The sequence below is a fragment of the Vibrio sp. 10N.222.48.A3 genome (assembly GCF_041475345.1).
Taxonomy (GTDB): Bacteria; Pseudomonadota; Gammaproteobacteria; order Enterobacterales; family Vibrionaceae; genus Vibrio; species Vibrio tasmaniensis_A.
The window spans coordinates 1-229 of sequence record NZ_JBFRVX010000967.1; the positions used below are offsets into that span (position 1 = coordinate 1).

Annotated in this window: 1 pseudogene; it reads right to left on the reverse strand. The window is 50.2% G+C overall.

Annotation, left to right across the window (positions count from 1 at the left end):
• A pseudogene (locus tag AB4653_RS22515) lies at positions 1–229 on the reverse strand (type-F conjugative transfer system mating-pair stabilization protein TraN); the annotation flags it as partial.

The window sequence follows — 229 nt, forward strand, 5'->3', positions numbered from 1 at the left end:
ATCCCCTTGCTTTGTCCAACCGGATGGACAGTGGTAGATGACATTGCCAGTAACCACGGTGGCAACGGGGACTTTTGTACAAGGCACGTTGTTGTTCGTTGGACGATGACACTGTTTAGGAATGTGTTCGATAAGGCACTGGGAGCCGCTATCACAATCGACATAGGCATTTGAGAGGCCGTGAGTGATTTCATACGCATTCTCTTGGCCGAGTAAGGCAAAGCGCATC